24 protein-coding genes are annotated in these 23,115 nt (G+C 64.4%); 16 read left to right on the top strand and 8 right to left on the bottom strand.

The genetic code is table 11. The features are described 5' to 3' along the window. Positions 1–50: 50 nt before the first annotated feature. Entirely contained in the window at positions 51–710 is a 660-nt protein-coding gene (locus tag P8R33_RS10885; RefSeq protein ID WP_278328976.1) for an RlmE family RNA methyltransferase, read from the top strand. Between the two features lie 76 nt (positions 711–786). On the opposite strand, the gene P8R33_RS10880 is transcribed toward P8R33_RS10885, so the two are convergent. Next, entirely contained in the window at positions 787–1,494 is a 708-nt protein-coding gene (locus P8R33_RS10880; RefSeq protein WP_278328975.1) for a c-type cytochrome, read from the bottom strand. A 131-nt stretch (positions 1,495–1,625) separates the two neighbouring features. Here P8R33_RS10880 and P8R33_RS10875 point away from each other — a divergent pair, with 131 nt between their 5' ends. Both P8R33_RS10875 and P8R33_RS10870 read left to right on the top strand, forming a co-directional pair. After that, entirely contained in the window at positions 1,626–2,519 is an 894-nt protein-coding gene (locus tag P8R33_RS10875; protein ID WP_278328974.1) for a prephenate dehydratase, read from the top strand. Positions 2,520–2,677: 158 nt separating this feature from the next. Further along, positions 2,678–3,769: an OmpA family protein gene (locus tag P8R33_RS10870; RefSeq protein ID WP_278328973.1), complete on the top strand. Its 1,092-nt coding sequence runs from the start codon at positions 2,678–2,680 to the stop codon at positions 3,767–3,769. 126 nt (positions 3,770–3,895) lie between these two features. Here the strand turns inward: P8R33_RS10870 and P8R33_RS10865 are convergent, their stop codons facing one another. Further along, complete coding sequence (locus P8R33_RS10865) at positions 3,896–4,951, bottom strand: isoaspartyl peptidase/L-asparaginase family protein (protein ID WP_278328972.1); 1,056 nt, start codon at positions 4,949–4,951, stop codon at positions 3,896–3,898. Positions 4,952–5,059: 108 nt separating this feature from the next. On the opposite strand from P8R33_RS10865, the gene P8R33_RS10860 reads away from it, so the two are divergent. The 3 genes from P8R33_RS10860 (at position 5,060) to P8R33_RS14830 (ending at position 7,528) form a co-directional block, all read left to right on the top strand. Next, entirely contained in the window at positions 5,060–6,310 is a 1,251-nt protein-coding gene (locus P8R33_RS10860; protein WP_278328971.1) for a mechanosensitive ion channel, read from the top strand. A 99-nt stretch (positions 6,311–6,409) separates the two neighbouring features. Beyond that, positions 6,410–7,372: an SDR family NAD(P)-dependent oxidoreductase gene (locus tag P8R33_RS10855; protein WP_278328970.1), complete on the top strand. Its 963-nt coding sequence runs from the start codon at positions 6,410–6,412 to the stop codon at positions 7,370–7,372. Continuing rightward, positions 7,373–7,528: an NrsF family protein gene (locus P8R33_RS14830; RefSeq protein WP_446532512.1), complete on the top strand. Its 156-nt coding sequence runs from the start codon at positions 7,373–7,375 to the stop codon at positions 7,526–7,528. A 70-nt stretch (positions 7,529–7,598) separates the two neighbouring features. On the opposite strand, the gene P8R33_RS10850 is transcribed toward P8R33_RS14830, so the two are convergent. Then, positions 7,599–8,600 carry a zinc transporter ZntB gene (locus tag P8R33_RS10850; protein WP_278328969.1) on the bottom strand — a complete coding sequence of 334 codons (1,002 nt, stop codon included), beginning with the start codon at positions 8,598–8,600 and terminating at the stop codon, positions 7,599–7,601. Positions 8,601–8,670: 70 nt separating this feature from the next. On the opposite strand from P8R33_RS10850, the gene ispG reads away from it, so the two are divergent. The 4 genes from ispG (at position 8,671) to P8R33_RS10830 (ending at position 11,647) form a co-directional block, all read left to right on the top strand. Then, positions 8,671–9,813: a flavodoxin-dependent (E)-4-hydroxy-3-methylbut-2-enyl-diphosphate synthase gene (gene ispG, locus P8R33_RS10845; protein WP_278328968.1), complete on the top strand. Its 1,143-nt coding sequence runs from the start codon at positions 8,671–8,673 to the stop codon at positions 9,811–9,813. 61 nt (positions 9,814–9,874) lie between these two features. Further along, complete coding sequence (locus tag P8R33_RS10840) at positions 9,875–10,408, top strand: retropepsin-like aspartic protease family protein (protein ID WP_278328967.1); 534 nt, start codon at positions 9,875–9,877, stop codon at positions 10,406–10,408. Between the two features lie 55 nt (positions 10,409–10,463). After that, positions 10,464–11,159 (top strand): murein L,D-transpeptidase catalytic domain-containing protein, encoded by a 696-nt coding sequence (locus P8R33_RS10835; protein WP_278328966.1) that lies wholly within the window; start codon positions 10,464–10,466, stop codon positions 11,157–11,159. A 68-nt stretch (positions 11,160–11,227) separates the two neighbouring features. Further along, a complete protein-coding gene (locus tag P8R33_RS10830; protein ID WP_278328965.1) occupies positions 11,228–11,647 on the top strand; it encodes a hypothetical protein in 420 nt (139 codons plus the stop codon). Here P8R33_RS10830 and P8R33_RS10825 read toward each other — a convergent pair. Further along, a complete protein-coding gene (locus P8R33_RS10825; RefSeq protein WP_278329065.1) occupies positions 11,644–13,068 on the bottom strand; it encodes a L,D-transpeptidase family protein in 1,425 nt (474 codons plus the stop codon). The two genes, P8R33_RS10830 and P8R33_RS10825, sit on opposite strands and share 4 nt — an antisense overlap. Before the next feature lie 148 nt (positions 13,069–13,216). Between P8R33_RS10825 and P8R33_RS10820 the strand changes: the two genes are divergently transcribed. Continuing rightward, complete coding sequence (locus P8R33_RS10820) at positions 13,217–14,104, top strand: DMT family transporter (RefSeq protein ID WP_278328964.1); 888 nt, start codon at positions 13,217–13,219, stop codon at positions 14,102–14,104. On the opposite strand, the gene P8R33_RS10815 is transcribed toward P8R33_RS10820, so the two are convergent. After that, positions 14,101–14,250: a hypothetical protein gene (locus P8R33_RS10815; RefSeq protein WP_278328963.1), complete on the bottom strand. Its 150-nt coding sequence runs from the start codon at positions 14,248–14,250 to the stop codon at positions 14,101–14,103. The genes P8R33_RS10820 and P8R33_RS10815 overlap by 4 nt on opposite strands. Positions 14,251–14,481: 231 nt before the next feature. Between P8R33_RS10815 and acnA the strand changes: the two genes are divergently transcribed. Genes acnA through P8R33_RS10795 form a run of 4 tightly spaced genes read left to right on the top strand, consistent with a single transcriptional unit; the run spans position 14,482 to position 18,977 of the window. Next, complete coding sequence (acnA, locus tag P8R33_RS10810; protein WP_278328962.1) at positions 14,482–17,157, top strand: aconitate hydratase AcnA; 2,676 nt, start codon at positions 14,482–14,484, stop codon at positions 17,155–17,157. Continuing rightward, complete coding sequence (locus tag P8R33_RS10805) at positions 17,154–17,576, top strand: rhodanese-like domain-containing protein (RefSeq protein ID WP_278328961.1); 423 nt, start codon at positions 17,154–17,156, stop codon at positions 17,574–17,576. Before acnA ends, P8R33_RS10805 begins: the two co-directional genes overlap by 4 nt. A gap of 16 nt (positions 17,577–17,592) precedes the next feature. Next, complete coding sequence (locus P8R33_RS10800; protein WP_278328960.1) at positions 17,593–18,309, top strand: prolyl hydroxylase family protein; 717 nt, start codon at positions 17,593–17,595, stop codon at positions 18,307–18,309. Positions 18,310–18,359: 50 nt separating this feature from the next. Then, positions 18,360–18,977 (top strand): hypothetical protein, encoded by a 618-nt coding sequence (locus P8R33_RS10795; RefSeq protein ID WP_278328959.1) that lies wholly within the window; start codon positions 18,360–18,362, stop codon positions 18,975–18,977. A 593-nt stretch (positions 18,978–19,570) separates the two neighbouring features. Here P8R33_RS10795 and ruvB read toward each other — a convergent pair. The 3 genes from ruvB to ruvA all read right to left on the bottom strand — a co-directional run bounded on the left by ruvB (position 19,571) and on the right by ruvA (position 21,892). Then, the gene (ruvB, locus tag P8R33_RS10790; protein ID WP_278328958.1) at positions 19,571–20,596 is read right to left on the bottom strand and encodes a Holliday junction branch migration DNA helicase RuvB; all 1,026 of its coding nucleotides are present in this window, start codon (positions 20,594–20,596) and stop codon (positions 19,571–19,573) included. A gap of 136 nt (positions 20,597–20,732) precedes the next feature. Beyond that, positions 20,733–21,290: a DsrE family protein gene (locus P8R33_RS10785; protein ID WP_278328957.1), complete on the bottom strand. Its 558-nt coding sequence runs from the start codon at positions 21,288–21,290 to the stop codon at positions 20,733–20,735. Next, positions 21,287–21,892 carry a Holliday junction branch migration protein RuvA gene (gene ruvA, locus P8R33_RS10780; protein WP_278328956.1) on the bottom strand — a complete coding sequence of 202 codons (606 nt, stop codon included), beginning with the start codon at positions 21,890–21,892 and terminating at the stop codon, positions 21,287–21,289. Before ruvA ends, P8R33_RS10785 begins: the two co-directional genes overlap by 4 nt. 116 nt (positions 21,893–22,008) lie before the next feature. Between ruvA and aroC the strand changes: the two genes are divergently transcribed. Beyond that, a complete protein-coding gene (gene aroC, locus P8R33_RS10775) occupies positions 22,009–23,091 on the top strand; it encodes a chorismate synthase (protein WP_278328955.1) in 1,083 nt (360 codons plus the stop codon). Positions 23,092–23,115: the final 24 nt, after the last annotated feature.

Genomic DNA, 23,115 nt, shown 5'->3' with positions numbered 1-23,115 from the left:
CTCAAGCTATCGACGGATGTCGATAGCGCACCCGACAGGAAACCCTCATAATGGCCCGCTCCGGCAAGGATCGCGAGACGCGGGTTCGCACCGCGAAGAAACGCACGGCGAGCTCGACCCGCTGGCTGCAACGCCAGCTCAACGATCCTTACGTCAAGCAGGCGAAGGCGGAAGGATATCGCAGCCGCGCAGCCTACAAGCTGATCGAGCTGGATGAGAAATACGGGTTGCTGAATGGCGTAACCCGCGTCGTCGATCTCGGTATCGCGCCCGGCGGCTGGAGCCAGGTGGTGCGCAAGCGCAAGCCAAAGGCATTGGTCGTGGGCATCGACCTGCTCGAAGTAGAGCCGATCGAAGGTGTCGAAATCTTCCAGATGGACTTCATGGACGACGATGCCCCGCGCGTTCTGGAAGAGGCGCTGGGTGGCAAGGCCGAGTTGGTAATGAGCGATATGGCCGCCAATACCGTGGGCCACAAACAGACCGATCACCTGCGCACCATGGGCCTGGTCGAAGCCGGCGCATGGTTCGCGATCGAGAACCTTGCGCCGGGTGGGACGTATCTGGCCAAGGTTCTGGCCGGCGGGACCGACAATGACCTGCTGACCTTGCTCAAAAAGCACTTCAAAACGGTGAAGCATGCCAAGCCCCCCGCCAGCCGCAAGGGCTCCAGCGAATGGTACGTCATTGCCCAAGGCTTTAAAGGCTAGGGTCCAGACCGATCGGCCGCAAACGAAAAGGCCCCGCCGAAGCGAGGCCTTTTCTCGTCAACTACAAAGCTGGCGCCTAGTCGATCTTGGTCGCCCCTTCATTGTCCCCACCGGCGTTCGCGGCAGGCACCGGCTGATCGGCACTCATAGCGCCAGCCGCCTGCGCGGGATCGGCGGGTTCGCCCTCGACCGCGCCCGGACCCGCGCCTGGCGCTTCGCCTGCAACGTCTTCGCTCTCGACTTCGGGAGCTGCGGGTGCCGGCTTGGCAGGCGCGCCGCCGAACGTGGACATATATTCCATCACATTGGCACGATCTTCAGGCTTGGACAGCCCGGCGAAGCTCATCTTGGTGCCGCTTGCGAACGCGCGCGGGCTGGTGAGCCACTCGTTCATGTTCTCCCAGGTCCACTGACCGCCCTTTTCGGACAAGGCACTGGAATAAGCGAAGCCCGCGTGGCCGGCGATAGCCTTGCCCATCGTGCCGTAGAGATTCGGGCCGATGCCATTGGCGCCGCCCTGTTCGATCGTATGGCAGGCGGTGCATTTGGCGAAGACCGCCTCGCCCGCAGCCGCATCGGCGTTGGCCAGAAGTGTGCCGAGATCCGGCCCCGCATCCGCGCCCGCATCGGTTTCCTCGCCCTGCACGAAATAGCCAGGCTCCGCGCCCTCTGGCAGTTCGCCGCTGTCCGCATGGAAATACATGCCCGATGCGATCGAGCTGCCGAGCGCGACGATACCGGCGAAAAGGACCCAGCCGGCGGCGGTGTTGAAACGGTCGTCCATTGCGTGCTTGCCTGCGAAAAATCTGTTGGTTTGGTGGTTGCGCGCCGCTCTAGTGAAGCAAGCGGGCGGGCGCAAGTGCGCTTCGTGCAATAGGTCTTGAACCGCGCGTGGGCCGCCCGTAACGCTGCGCGATGCGCCAGTTTGCCAAGCCTGCCCTCGAAATGGTCGATTCCATGCGTTCCGCTGCGGCGGGTGATCCGATGCGCGCTATTGCTTTCGGCGGGGCACCCGGATCGAATTCGCACCAGGCGGCGATGCAGTTCGCGCCCGAGGCGCTGCCGCTGCCCTGTTTCAGCTTCGAAGATGCGTTGGATGCGGTCGACAGCGGCCGTGCGGGCTGCGCAATGATCCCTATCGAGAATTCGCAGCACGGGCGCGTGGCCGATATCCACTTCCTGCTCCCCGAAAGCGGCCTCAATATCGTTGCGGAACATTTCATGCGCATCACCCACGCGCTCATGGCGCTGGGCGAGGGACCGTTCGAAGCGGCCTACAGTCATCCGCAGGCACTTGGACAGTCGCGCCAGTTTTTGGCCGAACGCGAGATCGTGGGGCTCAGCCATGCCGACACAGCCGGCGCGGCTGCCTTCGTGGCGGAAAGCGGGAACCCGTTCATCGCCGCGCTCGCCCCACCGCTGGCGGCCGATCTCTACGGCCTGAAGATCATCGAGGACGAGGTCGAGGACGCGCATGACAACACGACCCGCTTCGTCGTGCTCGCAAAGGAACCGCTCGACGCCGCGACGCTGGTCGGGACGTCGGCGATGACGACCTTCATCTTCGAGGTGAAGAACATCCCGGCCGCGCTCTACAAGGCGCTGGGCTGTTTCGCGACCAACGGCGTCAACATGACCAAGCTGGAAAGCTACCAAAAGGGCGCCAGCTTCGCCGCCACCCAGTTTTTTGCCGACATAGAGGGGGTTCCGGGCAATCCGCGCGTCGATACCGCGCTGGAGGAGCTTGCCTTCCAAACGAACCAGGTCCGCCTGCTCGGTAGCTACCCTCAAGCAAGGAAGCGCGGCTAACGGAAGCCCGCCGAGCAAAAATCTTTCGGTGAGTCGTTTCTGAAGTTCGACGGGTCGAACGAAAAACATCCAGACTCTGAAAATAAACGGGAACCTTTTCCTTTCAGGTCCTTTTCTTTCTCGCATTTATTCGTTCGAATAATGATGAGGGATTCACTATGCGCAAGCCAATAATTGTTGCGGCGATCTGCTCCACAGCACTCGCCACGCCTGCCATCGCTCGTGATGGACAGACCTATGTCGAACTCGGCTTCGGCCCGCTGATCGCGGAAGATATCGACGTTCGCGAAATCGCTCCGAATACCGGTAGCCCGGCAACCTTGGAGCCTGACGACTTCGGTTACGACGGTGCGATCATCGTCGGTCACGACTTCGGCCAGTTCCGCACGGAAGTCGAAGCTGCTTATCGCAACACCGATTTCGACGCCTTGCAGGCCGGTGGTGCTACCTTCGACGGTGGCCTGATCGACGGTGACGTCTCCACGCTGAGCTTCATGGGTAACATCCTCGCGGACTTCGGTCCGGACGATGGCGTCCAGTTCTTCTTCGGCGTCGGCGGCGGTGCCGCCAAGCTCGACCCGCGCCTGACGCTCGCCGCTGCTCCAGTAATAGACGGCAGCGACTGGGAGTTCGCATGGCAGGGCATCGCCGGCGTGCGCGCTCCGCTGACCGACACGATCGATGTCGCGCTGCGTTATCGCTACTATCACATCGACGATTTCACCGCTGGCGGCGAGAACGGCTCCAGCGCTTGGAAGGGCGATTTCACCACCCACTCGGTGCTCGGCTCGATCGCGTTCAACTTCGGTGGCGCGACCCCGCCGCCGCCTCCGCCGCCCCCGCCGCCGCCTCCCCCGCCGCCCCCGCCTCCGCCGCCGCCCCCGCCGCCGGAAGCACCCTGTGCGACGGGTCCGTACATCGTCTTCTTCAACTGGGACGAATCGACGATCACGCCGGAAGCGGCATCGATCCTCGACAATGCGGTTTCGGCCTACACCAACTGCGGCACGGCAGCAGTCATGCTGGCAGGTCACACCGACACCTCGGGTTCGGCGGCCTACAACATGGGTCTGGCAGAACGTCGTAACGACTCGGTTCGCGACTATCTGACCAGCCGCGGCGTACCGGGTGGACGGATCACCAGCGAAGCGTTCGGTGAGAACCAGCTCCGCGTTCCGACCGCCGACGGTGTTCGCGAACTGCAGAACCGCCGGGTGGAAATCACCTACGGTCCGGGTTCGGGCATGTAATCAGGGTTTTCGCCCCGAAGCGAAAACACCGAGAGGGGACCGGAGCGATCCGGTCCCCTTTTTTGTGCTCTATCTGGAAGCTGCTTGAGATCCGGTAGCGGGCCACCGGACTCGACGGCAGACGCGCTACTCTTCGTCAGCGTAGATCGCGACCTCGCTACCGCCAGTGCTGGTCGCCCGTCCGCGATACATCCCTGCGGTATTCATCGCATAGAGCGCGTGGCCTTCGGGCGTTACGACGATTACCCCACCATCGCCTCCAAGCTGGCCGACATCTGCGATCACTGCGTCGATCTCCTGTTGGCTTTCAGCGGCGGTCAGTTCGACGCCTCCATCGAACGGCGCTCCACCGCGGATTTGCGAGCGGAACGTTAGTCGCGTGCAAATATCCTTCGCCACCCCCACGCGGATGAAAAACTCGCCCCATCCCGTTGCCGACACTGCGCAGGCGCGATTGTCGGCATAGGTCCCCGCCCCGATGATCGGCGCATCGCCGATGCGGCCCCAGCGCTTGCCGGTCATCCCGCCGGTCGAAGTGCCCGCGGCCATGTTGCCGTCCCGGTCCAGCGCCACTGCGCCGACCGTGCCGAACTTGATATCGACATCGAGCGCGGAAAGCTTGTCCGCCTTCATCCGCTCCAGCGCCTCGCGCTTGGCCTCGGTATCGAACCATTCCGATGGCATGGTCTCAAGCCCCTGCTCGGCGGCGAACTGCTCCGCACCCTTGCCTGCCAGCATCACATGCGGGCTGTCGGTCATCACCTTGCGCGCGAGCAGGATCGGGTGGCGAATGCCGGTCACGCCTGCCACCGCGCCGGCATCGCGGTCCCGCCCGTCCATGATCGAGGCGTCGAGCTCGTGCTCCCCCTCCCAGGTATAGACAGCGCCGCGCCCGGCGTTGAACTTCGGATCGTCCTCCATCAGCAGGATCGCCGCCTCGATCGCATCGAGCGCGCTGCCGCCTTCGGCCAGAACCTTCGATCCGGCATCGAGCGCAGCCTGCAGGGCGGCGCGATAGGCCGCGTCGCGCTCTGCCGTCATGTCCTCGCGCCGGATGGTCCCCGCCCCGCCATGGATGGCGATCGACCAGCGCGGTGCTTCCTCCTGCGCGCTGGCGGGCGCGGCGATAGCGATGGCGAAGAGGGCGGCGGCGCCGGTGACGGCTCTGGTCGGTCTGTGCATCCGGCGGGCTTAGCACGCGGACTTGTCCACTCACCAGAGCCCGCGACTTTGTAAAGATGCCACAACATGTTAGGGTCGCGACGCGAGGGGAAACTGGGGAGAAATTCAATGCGCATCGGGAATTACCGGTTCGACCAGGAGGTGGCGATGAACGTCATCGAAAAGGTCGGGCTCGCACTCATCGTGCTTGTCATCACCTGGCTGGCCGCGAAGGCCGCCAAATGGGCCTTCGCCAAGCTGGTCGACAATATCTCATTCTTCCAGCGGCACACAGGTAGCGGGACATCGCTGGGCGAGAGCCTCGGCAAGATTGTCAGCCTGCTGATCTGGCTGTTCGGCTTGCTCGTCATCCTGCAGATCCTCGGCCTCGGCGCGGTTGCCGGACCGGTGGACAGCCTGCTGGAGAATATCGTCGATTTCATCCCGAACCTCATCGGTGCGGGGCTGATCTTCTTCATCGGCATGATGGTGGCGCGGATTGTGCGCGACCTGATCATGACGACGTTGCAGACCGTCGATTTCGACAAATGGGCCAATCGCGGAGGCGTCGATAGCGTCACCGGCAACAGCGCCATCAGCAAGACCATCGCGACGATCGTTTACGCAATCATCGTGATATTCGTGTCGATCATGGCGCTCGAAGCATTGAGCATCGATAGCATCAGCGGCCCGGCCAGCTCCATGCTGCAGCTGATCTTCAACGCCATTCCCAACATCATCGCCGCGGCGATCCTGCTGGGCATCGGCTATCTGATCAGCCGCTTCGTGGTGCAGGTGCTAAAGGAAGTGCTGCCCGGCCTCGGCGTCGATCGGGCGCTGGCGGAAACCGGCATGGTGGGCGAAGGCACCACCGCCTCGGGCATCATCGCCCGTGTGGTGCAGGTAGCGATTATCCTGTTCTTCGCCATCGCCGCAACGCGTCTGCTGGGCTTTCCCGAGCTGACCGCGATCCTCGACCAGGTGCTCGAACTGGGCGGCCGGGTGATCTTCGGCGCAGTCGTGATCGCTTTCGGCTTCTTCATTGCCAATCTCCTCGCCCGCCTGATCTCGGGCGACGGGGAGAATGCGACGGCAGCCACCATCGTGCGCTGGGCGACGATCATCCTGTTCGTGTTCATGGGGCTGCAGTTCACCGGCATCGGGGGCATGATCCCGGCCAACGCGCTGACGATCCTGATCGCCGGCGTGGCCGTGGCTGGCGCGCTCTCCTTCGGCCTCGGCGGCCGAGATTGGGCGGCGCGCAAGCTCGACCAGATGGACAGCGATCTCGGCGGGGGCGGCTCTGCCGCAGCACCGAAGCCAAAGCGCAGCCGCAAGGCCGCGCCCAGGGCAGAGGATCCCCTGCCTCCGGGCGCCTGATCGCCAAGCGAACCCAATGAACGGGGCGCGGGAATTTCCAATCCCGCGCCCCGTTTTTCGTGTTAGGTCACCTGCCTAGAGATACGAGGAGAGAGCGGCATGAGCGAATTCGGATTTTCCAGCACGGCGGACGAGGTCCTCGAAGGCAAGGATCTGTCGGGGCGCACGGCCCTGATCACGGGTGGCTATTCCGGGCTCGGCAAAGAGACCGCGCGGGCGATGGCAGCCAAGGGCGCGCACATCGTCCTGTCGGGCCGCGACGCGGCCAAGCTCGACGATGCCGCGCGAGAGATCGCCGATGCGACCGGCGCGAAAATCGAAACCCTGGTCTGCGACCTTGCCTCGCTCGACAGCGTGCGCGCGGCAGCGCGGGAGGCCAACGAACGTTTCGAGAAGATCGACCTTCTGATCAATAACGCCGGCGTCATGGCCCCGCCGCTGGAGCGGACCGAGGAAGGGTTCGAGCTGCAGTTCGGCACCAATCACGTGGGCCACTTCCTGCTCACCAACTTGCTGATGCCGCTGGTGGAGAAGGGCGATCGCCCGCGGATCGTCAACCTTTCCAGCCGTGGCCACCATTTCGACCACGTCCATTTCGACGACCCGAATTACGAGCAGCGCGATTACGAGAAATGGACGGCTTACGGCCAGTCAAAGACCGCCAACATCCTGTTTTCCGTCGGGCTCGAGCAGCGCCTGAGCGACAGGGGTGTGCATGCCTACGCGCTGCATCCGGGCGGCATCCAGACCAATCTCGGCCGCCACATGTCCGAGGAAGACATGGCCTGGATGATGAACCGTATCAAGAAGATGGCGGAGAAGAGCGGCGAGGAGCCGCAAGGTTTCAAGACCATCCCGCAGGGCGCGGCGACCACCTGCTGGGTCGCCACCACCGACGAACTGGAGGGTGCAGGCGGCGTCTATTGCGAGGATTGTCGCGTCGCCAACCAGGACGACGAGGATACGACCGGCGGGGTGAAGAGCTACGCCATCGATCGCGACAATGCGGACAGACTGTGGGCCATGAGCGAGGAGATGGTCGGCGAGACATTCGCCTACTGAATTTTTCGCGGATTCTGTAACCCGGCCCTGCTTCGCGGTGCCCCGGTCTCGCTCAATTCGGCAGGATGCTACACCGGCATCCCTGCCGGATCGATCGGGACCTTCGCCTATGGCCTTTCGTGCCCGATCGACACGGTGGCGCATCTGGCGAGCTAGCATGTCCTGCCGATCATTGTCTCGGCCATCGCAGGTCGCCTGATCGTCCCGACCCTCGTGCGGTGGTAATCTAGAGCCAGCGCAACCGGCGGAAGATCACGATCAGCGCGACGAAGACGAACAGGCAGAGCGCGACCACCGCCCAGAACGCATCGGGATCGTCCATCCCCGGCATGCCGCCGACATTGATGCCGAGCAGGCCGGTCAGGAAGCCGAGCGGCAGGAAGATGCCCGCCACGATAGTCAGCATATAAGTCGCGTGTTCGCTGCTCGCGAGGCTGCGGGCGCGGATTTCGTCCTGCAGCACCAGCGCGCTTTCCTTGCTGATGTCGATATCGTCGAGATAGCGGCGCAGGCGCGCGATACTTTCGGCGATCTCGCGGCGGTCGTGGTCCTCGAACCAGTAGGGCGCATCGCGGCTGATCTGCTCCAGCGCCTCGTGCTGCGGCGCCATGTGGCGCTTGAGGCCGAGGCAATTGCGACGGATTGTGGAGATCTGCTTGAGCATGCGTTCGGCCTGTTCGTCCGGATCGTCATGCTCCAGCTCGTCGAGCACGGCATTCATGTCGACGATCGACTGGCTCATCCGGGTAATCAGCAGTTCGGCGAGCAGCGTGATCGTCGCCCCGGCATCGGGCGGTCCATTGCCGCGATCGAGCATGGCGACGACCTCGCGCGGGGTCTGCAGCGGGTGGCGACGCAGCGTGATCAACCGCCGCCCGTCGCACCAGACCTGCATGGAAATCATGTCTTCGGGCTGCGCCCCGGGATTGAAGTTGATGCCGCGCAGGGTCGCCACCAGCGTCTCGCCCTCCGCAAAAGCGCGCGGGCGGGTCGCGTCACTAGTAAGCAGCTCTGCGGTAGGCTCGGGAATTTGCAACTCGCTCTCGAGCCATTCCTGCACCCCTGCGCGATTGCGGCAGACGTGGAGCCACATGACCTCGCCCGGCGCCGCCGGTTGCCAGCCTTGCGCTTCGTCCCAGCTTATTTCGCGCGCGCCTCCCTGCCCGTTCAGCACGCGCCCGAACAGCAGCGGAGTCTCGGTCTGGGTGTCGTCGGTCGCTTCGCTCATGAACGCGTCATGCCGCAGCGCGCGGCGCTTGTCATTGCCCCTTCATCATCGGCCCTCTATATCGACACCCATGTCTTCCGTACGCCCTTGGCGCGATATCGAGCGCCGCCAGTCCCGCCAGATCATGGTCGGTAACGTCCCCGTGGGGGGCGATGCGCCGATCACCGTGCAGACCATGACCAATACGCCGACCGAGGATGTGGGCGCGACGATCGACCAGATCCGCCGCTGCGAGGATGCGGGCGCGGATATCATCCGCGTGTCCTGCCCGACCGAGGAATCGACTGAGCATTTCGACAAAATCACGCGTGCGGCCAGCGTGCCGATCGTCGCGGACATCCACTTCCACTACAAGCGCGCGCTTGAGGCGGCCGACAAGGGCGCGGCCTGCCTGCGGATCAATCCGGGCAATATCGGCAGTAGCGAGCGCGTGGCCGAGGTCGTCCGCGCGGCCAAGGCCAATGGCTGCGCGATCCGCATCGGCGTGAATGCGGGCAGCCTCGAAAAACACTTGCTGGAAAAATACGGCGAACCATGCCCAGAAGCGCTGATCGAAAGCGCGCTCGACCATATCAAGCTGCTGCAGGATCACGACTTTCATGAATACAAGGTAGCGGTGAAGGCGAGCGACGTGTTCCTCGCCGTCGCGGCCTATCACGGGCTTGCCGAGGCAGTCGATTGTCCCTTGCATCTCGGCATTACCGAAGCGGGCGGGCTGGTCGGCGGCACGGTCAAGAGTGCGCTCGGCATCGGCAGCCTGCTGTGGGCCGGGATCGGCGACACGATCCGCGTCTCGCTCTCCGCCGAGCCCGAGCAGGAAGTGAAGGTCGGCTACGAAATTCTCAAATCGCTCGGCCTGCGTACCCGCGGCGTGCGGGTGGTGTCATGCCCCAGTTGCTCGCGCCAGGGTTTCGACGTGATCCGGACGGTCGAAGCGCTGGAAAAGCGGCTGGAGCACATCAAGACGCCGATGAGCCTCTCGGTCCTCGGCTGCGTGGTCAACGGCCCCGGCGAAGCGCGCGAGACCGATATCGGCCTGACCGGCGGCGGCAGCGGCAAGCATATGGTCTATCTCTCGGGCGTGAAGGACCACCATATCGAGAGCGAGGACATGCTCGACCATATCGTGAAGCTGGTCGAGGAAAAGGCCGCACTGATCGAGGCGGGCGATGCGATTGCCTTCGACCCGCATGCGAAGGAAGCGGCGGAATAACCTCCCCCAGGCGACTGTTCGCTTTACCCGTTTTTAAGCTTGGCCTGCGACATTCGTTCGCATGCGCGAGGCCCTCTTCTTTGCCGTAGCAGCCGGCTCCTTCGTCGCCATCGTATGGGGCGGCACCGATGCTGATGCGTCTGCGGAAGGCGATGCGGCAGGGATCGCCGAGGCAAAGGCCGAAATCGCGCAGGCCCAAGCCGACAAGAGCTATGCCGCCTGGACTTCGGGCGAAACGATCCTGCCGCGCGAAGGCGACGGGCATTTCTATGCCAGCGTGACGATCAATGGCACGCCGGTGAATTTCATGGTCGATACCGGCGCCAGCATGGTCGCCCTCACGGGCGCGGATGCGCGCGCGGCTGGGCTCTACTGGAACGATGCCGATGTGCGCGCGGTAGCCCAAGGGGCGAGCGGGCCGGTCTATGGCGTAAGCGTCCAGCTCGACCATGTCTCGCTCGGCGGCCACGAAGCAACCAATGTCCACGGCGTGATCGTGCCCGAGGGCCTCGGCGTGTCGCTGCTCGGCCAGAGCTTCCTGCGCACCATCGAGCCGGTCCGTATCGAAAGCGACCGGATGGTGCTCGGCGGGTGACGACCCGATTAAATGTTCATGGTGCCGTTATGGCAGCTCTGCTACATCAGGGTTGATGAAACGGCGCGATCTTCTGACGGGGACGCTGGCAGCGGGTGCAATCGCTGCCGTTCCCGCGCGCGTGTTTGCCCAAGTCAATCCTTATGCCGCTCGCGACCGTGTGCTGATCGAGATTGCGCGCGAACAACTCGCCCGTGTCGGCGGGAATATCTGGAAGCGGGACATCGTCGGGATCGCCGATTTCGGCGTCCATTCGGCGGAGCGGCGGTTCTATTTCGTCGATGTCGAGAACGAGCGGGTGGCGAACTACCATGTCAGCCATGGCGACGGCTCCGATCCGGAGCACGACGGGTGGCTCGACCGCTATTCGAATGTCGAAGGCTCGCACTGTACCAGCCGCGGCGCTTACATGACGCGCAGCTGGTATGTCGGAAAGTTCGGCACCTCGATCCGGCTCGACGGGCTCGACCCGACCAATTCCAATGCCCTGCCCCGCGCCATCGTGATGCACAAGGCCGGCTATGCCACGCCCGAGCATGTCGCCCGCTGGGGCCGCCTCGGCCGCTCGAACGGCTGCTTCGCCATGGGTCCCGAGCAGTTCGACCGCGCCCTGATCGACCTGTCGGGCGGACGCCTGCTCTACGCCGACAGCCTCGGCATCCAGAGCGACGGTCGGCGCGTCGCGTCACAGGAATTGCTGCGACGAGAAGGCGGCGGGACCTTCGAACAAACGGTGCCGGGGGCGTTCTGAGCCACACAAGAGGAGCGCTCGGCTTCCGCGAAGTCGGCGATCTCCCGCTTCGCCCGCTGATCTTCGGAATGTTCGGCGGCGGGTTGCTCTACGTTGGAATACTTCAGTTACTGATAGCATTCGACGGCGGCGGCGGACCGGACGGCTTTGGCGCCGGGCCCGGCCTGTTTCTTGCCGCTTTCACGATCATTCCGCTGGTTGCGGCACCTTTCGTCATTGCGTCGCTCGCCACTTTTGGTGCGATCGCAGCAGTGGTCGTCGACCGGATCGGCACACCTCGCTATGCGGCGCTGGGCATCATCTTCTTTTTTACAACCGTACCGATCCTCATCTTCGCAGTGATCTTCAGTTACGAGGATGAGACTCTCTGGCAAAGGCTTGCCGGCCCTTTCTCCCTGGCCGGCCCCTTCGCCTTCGCCGCAGCACTTAGCCTGTGGCACGAAATGCTGAAACGAAAGTGGCGGATCGAAGGCTCGATGCCTTCCTAGGTCTGCATGTCGTCGATGATTTCGACGGCTTCCTCGCTCGTCTTGCGCGCGCGGTCGCGCTGGCGCGGAGCGTCCAGCGCGGCGAGCACCGGAGCGTCGCGGCCATAGATGTCGGCGAACTTGGTCAGATTGCCGTTCACGTCCACGCCCATGGTGAAATAAGTGATGTAGACCGGCCACTGCCGTTCCATCGCATAGCGCGTGTATTCGCCACTCTGGGTGATCTCGGAGACTTCCTCCTGAATGCGCGGCAGGTCTTCCTTGCTTTTCGCATTGCCCAGCATCGACATGGTCATCGCCAGTTCGCGCGCACCCTGCACGCGGATGCAGCCGTGGCTCAATGCGCGGTTGTCTTGGGCGAACAGGTGGCGGCTCGGCGTGTCGTGGAGGAAGATCGCATGCTCGTTCGGCATGTCGAGCTTCATCAGGCCGAGCGAATTGCCCGGGCCCGGCTGCTGCACCACCGTGACCCAACCGTTGGCACCCTTGGTCGCCTTGTAGCCATTGGCCCGCGCCCAGCCGGGATTGCCCAGCACCTTCGCGCCCAGACCTTCGCCCTTCACGATCGATTGCGGCACCGTCCAGGTCGGATTGTAGATCACCGCCTCGACCATCTCGGCGAGCTGCGGCGTCGCGGTGCGGCCGGGCTTGCCGACCACCACGCGGTAATTCTTGATGATCCGGTCGTTGACTGTCAGCCGCAGCTGATACTCCGGCACATTGGTGAGCAGGTACCGCTTGCCGAGGTCCTGCCCCAGCCAGCGCCAGCGGTCCATGTTCGCACGGATCAGCTTACGCGATTTCGCATCGGTGGTCTTAGCCAGCTCTTCCTTGAGCCGCGCGTAATCGGGCGCGACGGGATTGAGCGACGCCAGCGTCTCGGCGATCTGGCCAGTGGCGAGCGCATTCTCGAGCAGCTTGTGCGTGGGGTTGGTGTCGGCATCGGGATCGACCACGAACCACTGCTTGCGCGCGTCCATCGGCGTGCGGCCGTCGCGCAGATCCTCGACCAGCCACACGAAGATTTGGCTGGCAATTTCGTTGAGCGCAGGGCTCTCGCCCGCCATGATCGCGGACTGGAGGGCTGCGCTGTCGTAGTCAGCCGGGACCAGCCCTTCGGCTTCGACGGTCGGGATGAAGGCGAGCAGCTTGGCCGCATCGGCGGCGCTCCATTCGCCGACCAGCGAAGGTATTTCCTGCACCACCTCGCCGCTGCGCATGCGGATATCGCCGAAGGCATCGTCGACGCTCTGCTGCGCGTTCATCTCCGGCGCGGCTTCGCGCATGTCGGGCAGCGGCTCGCTGACCTTTTCGGGCTCGGGCGGCAGGAGGTTTTCCGGCGCATTGTCCTGCGCCAAGGCCGAGGTTGCGACGAGCGCTGCGCCGCACGCAGTGCCGATAAGGAATTTCATCTTGGTCATCTGTTCCACCAGTTGCGCCGCCAGTCCCCATTGGCGGACAGCGGCAATATAAGCGATTGCCTGCGACTGTCCAAGAAACACTCTGTCGAAAGGCTGAACTGGCGACAATTTGGTGACGAAGCCGCACCTCGCCCCTAGTGACGCACGGATGAGCGCGTCCGCATCCCCTCTCAGGCCCGTGCTGGCGACCGCTGCAGGTATCGCGATGCTTTCGCTGATGGATGCCTTCATGAAAACCGCCGCGCTGGCGATGGGCGCCTATATGGCCGCGCTGCTGCGGGCAGGGATCGCCTTTGCAGTCGTAGCGCCGATCTGGCTGGCGCTTCGCTCCAAATGGCCTGCCCGCGCCGTGATGAAAATCCACCTGACGCGCGGGGCGGTCGGCTCGATCATGGCGCTGACCTTCTTCTTCGCGCTGACAAAGCTGCCGCTGGCGGAAACGATCGCAATCTCTTTCGTCGCGCCGATCGTCTCGCTTTATCTCGCGGCATTCCTGCTCGGCGAGCGCCTGCGTCCGCGCGCGGTCTGGGGCGCAGTGCTGGGTCTCGTGGGCGTACTGGTAATCGTGGGGGGCAAGTTCGGCAGGGGCAATCTCAACGAAGACACGATGATCGGCCTCGCTTCGATCACACTCTCGGCGCTACTGTACGCCTGGAACCTGGTGCTGCAGCGCCAGCAGGCCTTGGTGGCGAAGCCGCTGGAAGTCGCGACATTCTACATGGGGATCGCTGGCTGCATCTACCTGCTGGCCGCGCCCTTCCTGTTCAGCCTCCCGCCAACCGAGGCGCTCGGCGACGTGACAGCGGGCGCGCTCCTGACGGTAGGCGGCGCACTGACGATGGCCTGGGCCTATGCGCGGGCCGAGGCCCAAGTGCTGGTCCCGCTCGAATACTCAGGCTTCGTTTGGGCCTCGCTTTTCGGCTGGCTCATGCTGGGCGAGAATGTAACGTGGACCGCGGCAGGCGGCGCAGTCCTGATCGTGGCGGGCTGCTGGATTGCAACCACCGGCGTCCGTCCGGAACCAGCTGCCGTCTAGCGGACCGGTCGCTCGGCCGCCGTCGCGGTTTCTTCCGCGAAGGTGAAGGCGGCGGTGAAGCAGCCTGCCACGATAAGCGATCCGGCGATTATCGCCGTGCGGACGGTGTGCTTCGTGCGCTGCCGTTTGGTGGTTTGCGAACCCATTGATGTTCCCCTTGTGGTCGCAGTGCGGGCGCTTCACGCGCTCCTTGCAACCAAGATTGCCATGATTTTGCCTTAATAAGGCCTGAAGCGGCCTTTCCGTTCCCGTATTGCCGTTGCCGAATCGCGCAGGACCCTTGATTTTTGCCCGTTTTGCGCGCAGGTGCGCGGCACATTAGGCCGCCCCGACCATTGGTCCGGTGACGGCTCTCAACTGAAAGGAATATCGCGCGCATGACCCAGGTCGGCAAGGACACGCTCGGAACCCGCTCCACTCTCACGGTGAACGGCAAGGATTACGCTTACTACTCCTTCGCCAAGGCGGCGGAGAAAATCGGCGACGTGTCGAAACTGCCGTTCAGCCTCAAGGTGCTGCTGGAGAACATGCTGCGGTTCGAGGACGACGGCTTCACCGTCTCCACCGACGATGCGAAGGCGATCGCCGACTGGCAGAAGGACCCCAAGACCGGCAAGGAAATCCAGTACCGCCCGGCGCGCGTGCTGCTGCAGGATTTCACTGGCGTGCCCTGCGTGGTCGACCTCGCCGCCATGCGCGATGCCATCGGCAAGCTCGGCGGCGACACCTCCAAGATCAACCCGCAGGTTCCGGTGAACCTCGTGATCGACCACTCGGTCATGGTCGACGAATTCGGCCACCCCAAGGCGTTCGAGAAGAACGTCGAACTCGAATACGCTCGCAATGCGGAGCGGTACGACTTCCTCAAATGGGGTTCGAAGAGCTTCGAGAACTTCTCCGCCGTGCCCCCGGGCACCGGCATCTGCCACCAGGTGAATCTCGAATATATCGGCAAGGGCGTGTGGTCTTCCGAAGACCCCGACGGGCAGGCTATCGCCTATCCCGACACCTGTGTCGGCACCGACAGCCACACCACCATGATCAACGGCCTCGGCGTGCTGGGCTGGGGCGTCGGCGGGATCGAGGCGGAAGCTGCGATGCTCGGCCAGCCGATCTCGATGCTGATCCCCGAAGTCGTCGGCTTCAAGCTGACCGGCAAGATGGCCGAAGGCGTCACCGCCACCGATCTCGTGCTGACCTGCGTGCAGATGCTGCGCGAAGTCGGCGTGGTCGGCCGCTTCGTCGAATTCTATGGTGAAGGTGTTTCGGGTCTCACTCTGGCCGACCGTGCGACCATCGCTAACATGGCGCCCGAATACGGCGCGACCTGCGGCTTCTTCGGCATCGACGACAAGACGCTGGAATACATGCGCCTGACCGGCCGCGACGAGGAAGAGATCGCGCTTGTCGAAGCCTATTCGAAGGAACAGGGCATGTGGTTCACGCCGGACAACGAGCCGGTGTTCACCAAGACGCTCGACCTCGACCTGTCGAAGGTAGTCCCCAGCCTCGCCGGGCCCAAGCGCCCGCAGGACCGCGTCGCGCTTCCGCAGGTAGACGAGCTGTTCAACACCGATCTCAAGTCGATCTACAGCAAGGACCAGCCCCTGCGTGTCGATGTCGAGAACACCGATCACGATGTCGGTGATGGCGATGTGGTCATCGCGGCCATCACCAGCTGCACCAATACGTCGAACCCCGATGTGCTGATCGCTGCCGGTCTCGTCGCCAAGAAGGCGCGCGAGAAGGGCCTTGCGCCCAAGCCGTGGGTGAAGACCAGCCTCGCGCCGGGATCGCAGGTCGTCACCGACTATCTCGAAAAGAGCGGCCTGCAGGACGATCTCGACGCCATGGGCTTCGATCTAGTGGGCTATGGCTGCACCACCTGCATCGGCAATTCCGGTCCGCTGGCCCCGCCAATCAGCAAGGCGATCAACGGTAACGACATCGTCGCTGCGTCGGTTCTTTCGGGCAACCGCAACTTCGAAGGCCGCGTGTCGCCCGATGTGCGCGCGAACTTCCTCGCCAGCCCGCCGCTCGTGGTCGCCTATTCGATCCTCGGCACGGTGACGCAGGACATCACGGAAACTCCGCTGGGCCAGGACCAGGACGGCAACGACGTCATGCTGGCCGATGTCTGGCCGACCAATCAGGAAATCGCCGAGCACCGCGCGGCCAATATCGACCGCCAGATGTTCGAAAGCCGCTATGCCGACGTCTACAAGGGCGACGAGCACTGGCAGGCGATCAATGTCGAGGCGTCGGACACCTATCGCTGGAACCCGACCAGCACTTATGTCGCCAGCCCGCCCTTCTTCGACGGTATGGAAATGGAGCCCGCTCCGGTCACCGACATCACCGATGCGAAGCCGCTGGCGATCCTCGGCGATTCGACCACGACCGACCACATCAGCCCGGCCGGCTCGATCAAGGAAGACTCGCCCGCTGGCGAATACCTCAAGAGCCACCAGGTCTCGAAGGCGGACTTCAACAGCTATGGCTCGCGCCGCGGCAACCACGAGGTCATGATGCGCGGCACCTTCGCCAACATCCGCATCAAGAACGAAATGGTCCCCGGCGTCGAAGGTGGATACACCACCTACAAGGGCGAGCAGATGCCGATCTACGATGCGGCGATGAAGCACAAGGAAGACGGCACGCCGCTCGTCGTCATCGCGGGCAAGGAATACGGCACCGGCTCCAGCCGCGACTGGGCGGCCAAGGGCACCATCCTGCTGGGCGTGCGCGCGGTCATCGTCGAAAGTTACGAGCGTATCCACCGCTCCAACCTGATCGGCATGGGCGTGCTGCCGCTGCAGTTCAAGGATGGCGACACCCGCCAGAGCCTTGGCCTCGGCGCGAACGACACCTTCTCGATCAAAGGTCTTGCCGATCTGACCCCTGGCCAGGACGTCGAAGTGGAAGTCACGCATGAGGACGGCTCAAAGGCCAGCTTCACCGCCCTGTGCCGCATCGATACGGCCAACGAGATGGAGTATTACCGAAACGGCGGCATCCTCCATTACGTGCTGCGCAAGCTGGCCGCCGCGTGATCAGGCAGGCGCTCTTCGCCGGTCTGGCGGCGGGGCTTCTCGCCGCCTGTGCCGGTAGCGGAGCGCAGGCCGAGGAGACACGGATCGCAGGTGTCGACGCCGGCGTCCTGACGATCGAGCCGCGCGCGCTCTCGACACGGCTGGAGGCCGGTGAACCGATCCAGCTGATCGACGTGCGCACTCCGGAGGAGTTTGCACAGGGCCATCTCGAAGGGGCGGTCAATATCCCGCTCGACCGGTTCGATCCTACCGCCCTGCCCGATACGAACGGCGCCAAGCGCATGCTCTATTGCCGGTCGGACCGTCGCTCCGGAATCGCTGCGGAACGTCTGGCGGAGGCTACGGGTCGCGACGCGGTGCATCTCGAGGGCGGCATTCTCGCCTGGGAAGCCGCCGGGCTGTCTGTCCAACGCGACTGAGGATAAGCGGCGCGATATGTCGCTTCGTACGCGCCTCGCACAGATCGTCGGCGGCACCACGCCCGATCCGATGGCCGACCCTGTCAAACTGGCAAGGATTGGCGACGAAGTCCGCGCACGACTGGAAGCCAATCCGCGCGCCGAAGAGCGCGGCGGGCGCAAGGCGGACCTGTTCCTGATCCCCGGCTTCCTGACCGCCGAGGAATGCGCCAGTCTGGTGACGATCATCGAAAGCCGCTTGCGCCCCTCCACGCTGTTTTCTGAAAGCCAATATCCCTCCGGCCGGACCAGCTCGACGCATTTCTTCGCTACCGAAGCGGCGGAGACCGTAGCACTGGGCCGGAGGATCGACGAATCGCTCGGCATCGATCGCAACCATGCGGAGACGATCCAGGGACAGCGCTATCTCGAAGGCGAGGAATACCGCCACCATTGCGATTTCTTCCGCAGCGAGCGCCCGCATTGGCGGCAGGAACGCAGGCGCGGCGGACAGCGCAGCTGGTCGGCCATGGTCTATCTCAACGCGGTAGAAGGAGGCGGGGCGACAGAATTCCCGCGCCTGAACCTGACGATTACGCCCGAGCCGGGGCTATTGGTCGCCTGGAACAACATGGACCGCAAGGGCCACCCGAACCGCAATACGCGCCACGCGGCACTGCCGGTGATGGCAGGCCGCAAATATGTGATTACCCAATGGTATCGCCTGGGCGAATGGAGCCGGAACTACCGTTAGACCCGCACGCCAGCGGTCAGACCTGGCCGGCGCCGCGCTTTATCCGGAACTTGCGCCGTCCGAGCACGGCTGCCGCCGCCATCCCGAACAGCGCCATCATCGGCGGCGCAGGGACTTCGGTGCCGCTCGTGCTACCGGTAGTGGAGCCCGAAGTCGAACTGCTGGTGCTCGTGCTGGATGAGCTCGACGTGCTCGAACTGGTCGAACTCGACGAAGAGCTGCTGGTCGAACTGGACGAACTCGTGCTGGTCGTCACATTGCCCGAAGTCGAGGTACTCGTGGAAACGTCTCCCGAGGTCGAAGTCGAGGTGCTGGTCGACACGTCGCCGGAGGAACTGCTCGAGACATCGCCGGACGAGCTGCTGGTCGTTGTCGTGCTGACTTCGCCGGTGGAGGTCGAGACCGCGCCGGTGCTGGTCGAAACCGCGCCGGTCGAGGTCGACACTTCGCCGGTCGAGGTCGAGGTCGAGCTGGAGCTGCCGCCGGTCGAAGTCGAGGTCGACGTGCCGCCGCTGGATGTCGAGGTCGAGACGTCGATATCGATGTCGGGCAATTCGCCGCCGGTCGTCGTGGTCGAATTGACGACGACGCTGCCGCCACCGCCACCGCCGCCGAAGAACCCTCCGAAGAAGCCGCCACCGAAGCCGCCGCCGTATCCGCCGCCATAGCCGCCCGACGGGATCGATCGCGCGCTGCCGCCACCGGCGACTACCGGTGCCGCTTCAGGGAGCGGCGGGACAGGCACGGGCACCATCGCCTCGCGATAGACGGGCGGGCAGATATTGTCGGGGTTCTCTGAAGCCAGCGGCGAATCGTAAGGCACGCATTCGATCGGGCGCGGCGGAATGGTGCGCGCGGCGCGGCGCGGCAGGGTGCGAACGACCGGTTTGGCCTGCTTCACTTGCTTCACCTGCTTGACGGCCTGCGCCTTGTATTGCGGATTGTCGGTGACCGGACGCTCCGCCACATGCACGGCGCCGCCGGCAACCAGCGCACCACCCGCAGCGGTGGCCGACAATTTGGCAAGAGCTGATTTGACCGACATCGACTGCTTCCCTTCGCGGCCCTTCGACCGGGGCCCTTCCCCCTGATCTTGCCGGACCCCTGTCCGCACCGTTCTGCCGAATCCCGGCCTTGCGTGCGATTCCTTACTTCTTCAGTACCGCAGAATGGTAATTTCGCTCCGAAAAGCGAGCCTTACACCGGCTGCGTCCCGAATCGGGACCACCGCCCCTCCAATCGTTACGGCCGCCTGATAGCCCTATTCGTCGAACATGTCGCCTTGCGGCCTGTTGGGCGGCGCGATGCCGAGATGTTGCCAGCCGCCATCGTTGAGCATGCGCCCGCGCGCGGTGCGGGCGATCAGGCCGAGCTGGATGAGATAGGGCTCGATCACCTCCTCCACCGTGTCGCGCGGTTCGCTAAGCCCCGCGGCAAGTGTCTCCACCCCGACCGGCCCGCCCTTGTAGGTCGTCGCGATCATGGTGAGGTAGCGACGGTCCATCGCATCGAGGCCGAGGCTGTCGACTTCCAGCCGGGTCAGCGCGTCGTCGGCGACCTTGGTCGTCACCGTCGGCTCTCCCAGCACACTCGCGAAATCGCGCACGCGGCGCATCAGGCGGCCCGCCACACGCGGCGTGCCGCGCGAACGCCGGGCGATCTCGCGCGCGCCGCCCTCGTCGATTCCCATTCCGAGCAGGCCCGCCCCGCGCGTGACGACCTTGAGTAGTTCGTCCTCCGTGTAGAAATTGAGCCGCACCGGAATGCCGAAGCGATCGCGCAGGGGCGTGGTCAGCAGACCCTGCCGCGTGGTCGCGCCAACCAACGTAAAGGGCGGCAAGTCGATCCGCACGCTGCGCGCCGAAGGCCCCTCGCCGATTATGATGTCGAGCGCACGATCCTCCATCGCGGGATAGAGCACTTCCTCGACCACGGGATTGAGGCGGTGGATCTCGTCGATGAAGAGCACGTCGTTGGGCTCGAGATTGGTGAGCAGCGCGGCCAGATCGCCCGCCTTGGCGATCACCGGGCCGCTAGTGGCGCGGAAGCCGACGCCGAGTTCCTTCGAGACGATCTGCGCCAGCGTGGTCTTGCCGAGGCCGGGCGGGCCGAAGAACAACACATGATCCATCGCCTCGCCGCGGTTTTTGGCGGCCTCGATAAACACGCGGAGGTTCTCGCGCGCGGCCTTCTGCCCGACGAATTCGGTAAGCGATTTCGGCCGCAGCGCCGCATCCGGGTCTTCCGGCTGGCGGTCGGGGGAATGCAGGGGGACGGGTTCGGTCATTCTGTCCTGCACGATCCGGTGCGGTAATTCCAAGCGCCGCCCGCGTCGATGCAGGCATCCACATCAAGGAAATTCTTGGCCTGCCATCCTGCGACAGAGCCTAGGGCGAAACTCGCAGCCAAGGCGAGCAGTTTCCTCAAAACGGGTTCACCGAATAGCCTGCCTGCTGCAACAGCGCATGGGCCGTCATGGCGGAGAGCGCCATTTCGACGCCGGGGATCAGGTCCGCCTGCGTGATGTCGTGCGCCGCCGCGCTCTGGCCGCAGAGGATCACGCGCACGCCTTCGTCGAGCAAGGCGCGGACCAGCGCGTGGCTGCCGTTGGCGCCCTCCTTGCCCTTCGCCTGCCATGCAGCTTCGCGCAGCAAGTCGAGCGACGCGCCGCCGTGGACGACGACCGCGACCTGGATGTTCTCCGGATCGACACCGGCTGCGGCATGCATGTTGATGAAGCGCGCGGCGCTTTCGATGTGGCGGTTGGCCTTTCCGTCGCTTGCGGCCTCGGCAACGTCGAAGCTGTGCCTGAAAGCGGCATCGGCCGGCAATTCGCCCATCCCCGCGACCGGCGCATGCGCCCCGAAATCCGCGAAGACCGGACCGCGTTTGAAGGCATCCATGTCCTGTGCCTGCGCCGCGGTGCCAAGTAGCGCCGCTGCTGCTGCTATAAATGCAAATCGCATGATATCGACCTTCATCCTGCTGCCCTCTTCAACGCCACTCTTATCAGATCGCCTTCGCTCGCACCGTCTCCCAGTTCGCCCTGTGCCGCCGCGACGGCGCGTGCCGCCACAGCCGGCTTGAAGCCGAGGTTTTCGAGCGCGCTTACCGCATCGGCGCTTGCCCCGCCTGCCGGGGTCACGGGAGCCGTACCGCCCGCCATGCCGCCGCCGGGCAGCGCGCCCGCCTTGTCCTTAAGCTCGTTGACGATCCGCCCGGCGAGCTTCGGCCCGACACCCTGTGCGCGCGCAACGGTTGCGGCATCGCCCTGCGAGCAGGCTTGCTGCACCTCGCCCGTCGAGAGGGCGGAAAGGATTGCCAGCGCCACCTTGCTGCCCACGCCCTGCACCTGGGTGAGCAGGCGGAACCAGTCGCGCTCGGCGGCCTCGGCGAAACCGAGCAACCGCATGTCGTTCTCGCTGACCTGCAGATCGGTATAGACCGTGCACGCCTCGCCGGTCTCGCCAAGCGCGGCGAGTGTCTTGGACGAACAATGCACAAGGTACCCGACGCCCGCGACGTCGATTACCGCCCAGTCCGCACCGGTTTCGTCGAGCAGGCCTTTGAGCTTCGCAATCATCCGTGTCTTTCTGCGCTACTGCTACGCTGCATGAGCGCCTTTTGTTCTTGCGACACAAGACAAGATTGGTCCAGCCACAATGGACAGTGCCCCACAGTTGCGACAGACAGGCCGTCATGAGCTGGAACACCTTCGGACGGACCTTGCGCTTCACCACCTGGGGCGAGAGTCATGGACCCGCGATCGGCGCGGTGGTCGACGGGTGCCCGCCGGGCATCGCGCTGGACGAAAGCGACATTCAGCCCTTTCTCGATGCGCGAAAGCCGGGTCAGAACAAGTTCACCACCCAGCGCAAGGAACCCGACGAGGTCCGGATCCTGTCCGGCGTGTTCGAAGGCAAAACCACCGGCACGCCGATCAGCCTACTGATCGAGAACACAGATCAGCGATCGAAGGATTATTCGGAGATCGCCAAGACCTATCGCCCCGGCCACGCCGACTATGCCTACGATGCGAAGTATGGCTTCCGCGACTATCGCGGTGGCGGGAGGTCGAGCGCGAGGGAGACCGCGATGCGCGTCGCAGCGGGCGCGATTGCACGCAAGGTGGTCGGCGAGGTTGAGATACTCGCCTTCGTTTCGGAGATCGGGGGCGACCGGATCGATCCGGCGAATTTCGAAGCCGCTGAGATTGCGCGCAACCCCTTTTGGTGCCCCGATGCGGAGGCCGCCAGCCGCTGGGAGCAGCTGGTCGACAACGCCCGCAAGTCCGGCTCTTCGCTCGGCGCGGTGGTCGACTGCGTGGCGCGCGGCGTGCCCGCCGGATGGGGCGCGCCGGTCTATGCCAAGCTCGATGCAGGTCTTGCGAGCGGGATGATGAGCATCAATGCGGTCAAGGGCGTGGAGATCGGCGACGGGTTCGACGCCGCGCGCCTGACCGGCGAGCAGAATGCCGATGCCATGTCGCCCCCAAAATCAGGAAAGCGCGAGGACGGGCCGGAGTTCGCCGCCAATCACGCCGGCGGCATCGCGGGCGGAATCTCGACCGGCCAGCCTGTGACCTGCCGCGTGGCCTTCAAGCCGACCAGTTCGATCCTGACGCCGGTCGCCAGCGTGGACCGCGAGGGCAATGCGACGGAGGTCCGCACCAAGGGCCGCCACGACCCCTGCGTCGGCATTCGCGGCACGCCCGTGGTCGAGGCGATGATGGCGCTGGTGCTGGCCGACCACAAGCTGCTCCACCGCGCGCAGTGCGGCTAGCCGTCGTAAAAAAAAAGCTAAGCA

Origin of the sequence: Qipengyuania flavescens (assembly GCF_029688735.1) — a bacterium.
Classification (GTDB): Bacteria; Pseudomonadota; Alphaproteobacteria; order Sphingomonadales; family Sphingomonadaceae; genus Qipengyuania.
The sequence above is the reverse complement of the archived record's forward strand: the minus strand, read 5'-3'. Positions and strand labels throughout refer to the sequence as shown.